The organism is Pseudomonadota bacterium (assembly GCA_018242545.1).
Taxonomy (GTDB): Bacteria; Pseudomonadota; Alphaproteobacteria; order 16-39-46; family 16-39-46; genus 16-39-46.
The window spans coordinates 1-8,039 of the sequence record JAFEBT010000075.1; the positions used below are offsets into that span (position 1 = coordinate 1).

Consider the following 8,039-nt stretch of genomic DNA (forward strand, 5'->3'; position numbering starts at 1 on the left):
AAAGTCAATCTTTTCAATATCTTCCTTTTTCTTCCTTATATCCAACTGACGTTAATTTATAAAGAATTTTTCTATCCATTTCATTTTTATCTCTTCTTTCATCAATATTGCATGCTGAGCCTTTTGAACTGGCTAATGTAAAGAGATAAGGAAAGACTTGTATCAACAGCAAAGAAAAATATGAGCACTTTGTCAATAACTCCAGGAATTAAACCAGAAAAGCAACCTAAAATTTACAAGAAATTTATGAGCCAGATAGAATTTCCAAGGAGAGTTAAATTCTTGGACAAAGATTACTTCTTTATGTTGTTCCTGGAGATAAAAAACAAAGCACTACTTGAGAACCCCCCAAAGTTATACCAAATCCAATAAATAAAAAGATAAATACATTACCTATAAACCTTATTTAATCAGAAAATAAATTTCGTAAATCCTCTTCGTAAAAATCTAACATTTCTGCGGATTTAGAAGGAATTTTACCGGGAATTACTGGCTTTTTTATAAGGTCCGTTGCTTCATTATTCTTGGGATTTGGTATTACAAGAGAAAATAACCATTCGATAAGAGTTGACTTCAAAAAGTAAGCTTTTCCTTCACTTTCTATCTCAAAGATCCATGCAATCACGAATAATCCTTTCAGAAATTATAGATACTTAACAGCAGTTTCCGGAGTAGACTCTACCTCAGATCTAGAGCCAACTTCAGAAAATAAATTTTGTAAACTCTCTTCGTAAAAATCTAATATTTCTGAGGGTTTTGAGGGAATTTCTGGATACTTAATTTCTTTATTAATAAAAGAAAACTCGTTACTGATCTTTAATTCTAATCGAACAAATATTTCCCACCACCCTTCCTAACTTCTTAATGTTATGCCACTTTAGGTCGTTTATCACTTGCAATCACAAGTCTACGCACGAATTCTTCATGTTTAGACCACATCTCTCTTGCAGCTTGTTCATAGATGCTTAAGACTTCAGGCGAGATATTATCAAGATCTGCACCCAAACGTCCTCCACTTTTCTTTCGTAATACAGGCTGGACTCGAGCATAAGAAGCTCCTAGTTGTCTTATCATTTGTTGCGTGACCCCCTCTTGACTCAGATCCATTTGCCCAAAAATAAGAGGTTTAATATTACCAACCACGGCATTAGACCAAATCGGATCATACTGAGATTGCCCTACTCCAGTTCCTAAAGAGAGGATTTGTATGTTAGATCTATCAGGAGCCTGAGCTTCCCTAGGTGTCTCTTTGTAAATTTCAACAATTTTATCATAAACGAGTTGAGACGCATTGTTATTCCACACCCCTCCGTCCCAAAATGTATAAAGATTTTGTTGAGGACTTAAATCTCTTGCACACGCAGGAGAAAAAATTGTGGTTGCAGCAGATGTAGATCGACCCACATCCCTTGCTAAAAAGTCATATCGTCCAAAGTTAGGACCTTTATTTGTTTGAACAGCACGCCAACTATCAAATATATAAGGTTCCAGCCCATTAGCTCCATCTACACGCACACCTGTAATTACAATAGAGGTCAAAGCTTCAGAAAGCTTTCTTTCTCCAAAATATCTTTTCAACAATTTTTCGAGAGGTTGAGCACTATATTTCGCATCAAAAATCTTTCCCCCCAAGGTATATGATCGAGGACTATCAAAAATTCTAGGACCTTCTTGTGTAAAAAACTCAACTATAGAATCCGAAGACATAGGATCAAGGCCCCTAAAATCTGACAAAATACCCGCTTTAGGTATTGTTAAAGCCAAAGTAATAATACCTCCAATGGAAGCTCCTCCTATACAATCAAAATATTCGTATAATTTTCTTCTTCCAAATCCATGATTTTCTTTAATATAATCCTCAAGCGTCTTTAAGAAAAGAGCAGGAATATACCCTCGCATCCCACCTCCATCGATGGAAAGCCCAAAATAGCACGGAGCAACCGGAGCTACTGGTGGTAATTCTTCTGCGATATCTCCCAATTGACGAACTTGACGTTGAACAAACTCATTTTGACTTCCCATTTGGGAATCGGCTTGTGTGACCTGCCGGCGCCTTAAGAGTTCAACTCTAATCTGACTCAAAATATTTCCACTTATTGAATTTCCCTCTAGAGAAAGGCTTTGTAATGAAGGTGTATTATAAACGGCTGTAAGTAAACATTGTCCTCCTTCATCTGAAATTTGATTTCCTCTCAAATCAAGACTTATAAGCTGTCCTAAATTATGGTCTCCTGGTTTATCTTGTACCGATACCAAACCCAATATCCCTGCATCTCCTAAGTTTCTGTTTGATAAAGTTAAAAATTCACGCTTTGTTTCTTCGGCATTATTTAATTTATCGAGAGCTACTCTTAAGGTCGCACCGTGTATATATCGTGCAATGGTAATTTCTCTATTAATTCTTTGATGCTCCCAATACGCGGCTCTTCCCATCCAAATAAGACCTGAAACACCAAAACCAACCCCAGTTGCTGCCGCTGCACCCGATAAAGCAGTGGCACCTGCGGCTATCATTTCAGGAGTTAATCCTCTTATGAGTACAACAGCAGAAGATGAAGCTATCGTAGAAAAAGTAACACCTCCCATCCCTACTTGTTCATCTAAATTTGCCCTCTTCCCTTTAAAGAGTTTATAAATTATCTGACCTATTCCCCAGATATCCCATGCAATACCTCCAACAACGTTTTTTACGAAATGCCCAGTGTGGCGTACGAGAGCCCTTCCTCCTGTTATTCGATCAGAATTTATTCCCATTTGATCTAAAATTACTTGAGGATTTTCCTCCGCACACTCTTGTAAACGTCGTTGCGCTCCTTTTAAATCCTCTAAATCAATATAGGGGCTAAACCCTCTTACAATTGGGAGTGTTACCCCGGTTCCAAAAAGATTCAAGGTCTGAATATTTGGAAACTTTCTTACTCTTTCATTATTTTTCTGTGTATGACCTCTCTCATGTGTGATTTTTAAAATACCCAACAAAAACGGTCTTAAGGATCTGATATCTAAATCTTTACTCTGGTCTACTTTATATTCAAGCTTTTTTAAATCATCACCTTCAATTTTGCCTTCTACTCTTTTGTTTTCAGAATCTAAAACCGTATATTTAAGACTTTCTCCTTCTTTTTCAAAGTATAACGTTCCTTTACTTAAAGTTCCCTCAGCTTTCATTAAAGAAAGCGCATACCCTAATATAAATCGTCCTTTTTCATCTTTTTGATATAAAATTTCTTCAAGTTCTTTGTCTTTCAAAAAAACCATATTTCTTAAACTTAAAGATCTTAAATGATGATTTGCTTCGTCATTCGTGCATAGCCCCAGAGTTTTAACAGATGGCATACCATCACACTCGAAAACCTCCAAAAGAGGTGCTTTCACCTTAATTGTTTGCAAAGACACTCTGGGACCTTTACCCGGCTCAGGATTAGCATTCAAGAGGCCATTCATCTTAAGTGTTTTAAGATGTTGAAGACAAATGTCTAGGGTGTTTCCATCGTATTTTAGTCCCGAAATGTCTAAATACGTTAGCTTCACTCCTGCTGCATCCCTCCCTCCTTCTGCTGGATTTCCCAATAAATAAGCTAAAAATTTCGGTGTTAAATTAGGTGCGTGTCCTATCTCTAAATGTTTTATATGTGGAACATGAAATTGACGCGTGTCTCCATCAGATTCTTGAGAATGCGAAGATGCTGATGATTCTGCTTCCGAAGACGAAAAAAAACTTTCGTCCCTTAAAGCTGAACAGTGAACAAGCCTAACCCAATTTGGCGGATTACCAGGATCCATTAAAATTGTAATCAAATTTTCCTGATCTTGATCTGACCAGGGAGGATTAGAAAAATTGATCCTCTTTAAAAACCGTCTTTGTTGATAAACACTGGGTCTAAAATCCTCAAAAGAAGCAAGCGTAAGCTTTCCTGTTTTCAAGGTCTCTTCAATTCTTTCCACTTTTCCTCTGAATTCTCGAAGTATAAGTTCAACACGATGCGATCTGTCACGGAGAGGTATATCTGTTCCTGCATTAAGAGGCAAACAAAGTGAGGTTATATAAACAGACATTTTTGAAGATGCTATGGAACGAATCTCCGGATCACTTAAAAATTCATAGGGTGCACATTTATCGTCCCAATACTTTCCATAACGGCTTTTTTGAGCTAAAGGAGGCATAACTTTTTCAAGCAATTGAGCATGCGTTTCAATTTCACTTTCTGTTCTGGCAAGAGCTTCTTGAATAAACTTTAAGCGGTCAAAAACCCCCATAACCATTCTTTGCGTAAGCGGAATCGTAACATAGCTATTATGAAAAGATGCCAAGACCGTTCTTTGTGTCGCATTTGGGAAAAGTCGTTCATACCCAATGTCTAACTTTTGCAAAGTCTGTAACCACTCTTGAAAAAAAGAGACTATATCCAAACTTAAAAATTCTAACCGAACATTTTGTGGTATCAAAGATGTCATCAAAGCCTTTATGGCAAACAAACACGTCTGTGTTTGTATCCTCCTGTCCTCTTTCATTAATTCTCGATTTTTCTCACTTCCAACAATATCAACAAAAGAATGGTCATTATCAATACCTACCAATTGCGTACGATGAGAATCTCCTTCAAAAGGACAAAGCACAAAATTGTCAAGTTTTCCATCTTCTGGGCTTAAAACCATCGTTCCAATAATCAACTGCGAAACTTTTATGGGGTCCAAATTATCTAAATCTACTTTCACTTGTTCTATATTTGCACCTATTCTTTCTAAAAGATCTCCTTCTCCAAATCCTTGAGATACAAGATAAGGAACCCCTTCTTTTTCAAAAAGATCACTATACGGAGCTCCTCCTCGAATAAGCGTATGAAGAAGCTTGCTTGCTGCTGCTTCAAGGCCCGGAGCTTGAGGATATTGTTTAACAAATAATATTCCTTCCTGCCCTAAGAGACTTGCAGGCCATTGAGGATGAAATTGTCGTAAAATCTCTCTTCCAATCCGTTGAACATTGCATAATCCATGACGATTGCCTCTTTGAAATATATTGCCACGCCAAAAACGAACGCAAATATCAGGAGATAAAACACGATCTCCATGTTCAGCACTTCGAAATTTACTCCGAGGCTTTAAAACTTTCACATAAGCTTCTTGTAAAATAAGATCACTGTTCCTGCGTAAAATTTCGGCATCAGCAGTTGTCCGCAACAAATTTAAGAAATATTGCTCATGGTGTTCTAAAGGTCGATTTGCTTTAAAATCTTGCCAAAAAGTAAGATATTGTTGACCAAATCTCTTTTCCAAATACCCCACCAAACGTGGAAGTGCTTCAAATTGATACATACTTGAAATGCGTGGATCTTTCTTTCTTATTGCAGCTAATGCCATCGCTTCAGCTAAGTATTTTTTATCAGAGTTCTCTCTATATTTTCTGTAATCACTGCGCTTCTCATTTAGAAAACTCTCTTTTTTAGCCTCTATGACATCAACTTCTTGCGCAGTGTCTCCCCGATGTGTATCACGAAAACCAATTTGGTTTTCCATGGACCATAAATCTAAATTCAATGCTGCCGTAATAACATCAGGATAAAGTTGATCTTGTGTTCCTGCACCAATAACAAGGCCTAATGCACTATTGGCTTTATTGATTAAGAACTGTTGTAAATCGCCTCTTCTTGTAGATTTTCTTTCAGGGGTGTTTTGTGGGTCATCAAACCTTCTCTTTTTTGTTTGATAATCTTCCAATTCATCGTCTGTAAAGCGACTTCCTTGGGGAGCTTGCGTCCCAAAATATTCTCCGAGAGCCTGCATCATTTGCTCAGAAGTCATAGACTCGGGAGCAGCACTTTGGTCCGGATCTTTTGGAAAAACTTCTTCTAAAACGACAAGCCATCTAAATTTTTGATGACGATCGGCCATAGATTTGAAAACTTTTCGCATTTTTGAGGTTAAATTATCAGGATTATTTTGAGAAAGTTCTAAATACCAATCATGCAATCTTTCTGGATATTGAAGCCCACGACCAGCATTGGAATTAACCAAATGCATAAATCCTTCTTCCCACTTGAGGCGCACGGCCATATCTAAAGGAGATTCGCAATCAGAATTCTCTGTTTCTCTCCCGAGGGTATCGATCTGTAATTCCGGACTTTCTGTTAACAACCTCACTTGAGCGAGATTCTTTGCAAGAGTCGCCCGATGAACTAAGGAAAGACCACTCGCAGGATCTCTTCCCACTCGTTGCATTTCTTTAAAATGCTCACAAAGAGGTAACCCATCTTCTTTCATATTGATATCAAACCCCAATGCAGCGGCAAACCTCAAACTTTCTAGAGAAATATTTGGAAGAGTTAAAAGCTCATAGAGTAGCTTATAAAAATCTCTTCTCCTCTCCTTGGTAAGCGTCAACATTTTTGTCGCATTTAACTTTTGAGGATATCTTCGCACATAATCTATTGCAACACGTTGAAACCAAGGAAAAACTTCTCCTTCCAAGTAATCTCTCCTCTCATCATCTGTTCGAACATGATTCTGAGCATCCATTAAAGCGCTTCTAAAAGACTTCTCAAGAAAGCTATCATATACTTCAACCCCTTCCAGCATTTCATAAAACGTGTAGGCTTTATACGCTTGCAATGAATCTATAACTGTCACAAGAGGAGGAATTATACGACTTGGACTATTTTTTAAGTGACCGTATAAAACTGTTTCTCGGTTTGTTCCGGGAGGGATAGGATCTTGAAATCGTTTTCTTAGCTGAGAATAAATTTCGAGAACTTTTGGACAACAGATCTCAAACAAATCTCTTATAGAAACCCTTCCTGGCTGCTGTAAACGCTCTCGGATACGTTCATATATGGCTTGAAAATGATCAATAACAGATACATCAACAAGCCCTTCGAGTGTATGTCTTCCCTTTATGAGCATATCTTGCACAGGTTCCCAAGATAACCAGTTTAACAGAACCTCTTTTCCGGATTTTGTCGAAAAAGGCGCTTTAACCTCTGGTGGTAAATCGTCATCTGAAACAAAACTCCCTCCTTGCCCCTCTCGTTCAAATTCATGAATGTAAAGAATATTAAAAACGCTTAATTCATAATGAGGTCTAACACCTTCTTCTAAATGTGCGCGTGTTTGAAAAAAGGGAATACCAACTACCCGGAAAGCACTTCCCGGCCAAATTCTTCTTTCTTGAACTTCCTTTTCAACCTCAAAGGTTTCTCCATGCGCATCGAAAGGATTTATCAAAAGACTCGATATCAAAAGACGCTGGATATCCAACCGATTTAATCTTAAAGTCTCTCTTCTTTCTAGCGTGTTTAATAAAGGCTCTACACTTATTCGTGATTCTTGCGTAATTTGGTAAAGGAAAGAATCTCCTGTCTCTGAATTTTCTAACCAAAAAAGCTCCTCCCCTTCTCGTACTACTCTCTCCCCCCACAGTTCTCGTAAAAGAACTTGCATATTATGTCGCTCAACAATCTCTAGAGTATCTTCTTCACGGACTTTTTCTACCTTCACTCCATTTCTGGATGGAATTTGTTCTTGCATTAACCGACTAGCTTCTTCTTTAGAAATAGAAAAAGACTCTAGAGAAACTCTCCGATTTACATCTCTTGGTGTCGTACGTCCATAAGGAAATTTAAGCTTAATACCACTAGCAGAAACTCTCTCCATATCTCTTGTAAAATCATCAATAATTCCAGCAAAAAGAAAAGAAGGAACAGATAATTGAAATATGAGAGAATAACAAATTATTTTTTTGAAAAAAATGTATTTTTCGTTTTTGTTTTTAAAGCCAGATTTAGAAAAGCTGTAAAAAAATCTTTCCTTAAAGAGACCATATAAGGATTTTTTTCCAAAGATACTCTTCATAAACCATACCCCCTATTTTGTGATAGTATTTATATTAAGTCTTTCCCAGGAATATTCTTAGAAATTCCAAATAATTTGAGGATCTTTTATTAACAATTTAAAGTATTGATGATAATGAATTCTATTTCAATGTAGAAAATTTGAGACACTTAACTAAATAATGCTAAGAAAGGAGAAAGAAGAGCTTCAAGGTT

The 8,039-nt window shown here is 37.2% G+C and carries 2 protein-coding genes; both read right to left on the minus strand.

The features are described from left to right. Positions 1-406: 406 nt before the first annotated feature. Positions 407-625, minus strand: coding sequence for a hypothetical protein (locus JSS34_07820; protein MBS0186221.1), 219 nt, complete (start codon positions 623-625; stop codon positions 407-409). A gap of 242 nt (positions 626-867) precedes the next feature. After that, entirely contained in the window at positions 868-7,845 is a 6,978-nt protein-coding gene (locus JSS34_07825; GenBank protein ID MBS0186222.1) for a patatin-like phospholipase family protein, read from the minus strand. Positions 7,846-8,039: the final 194 nt, after the last annotated feature.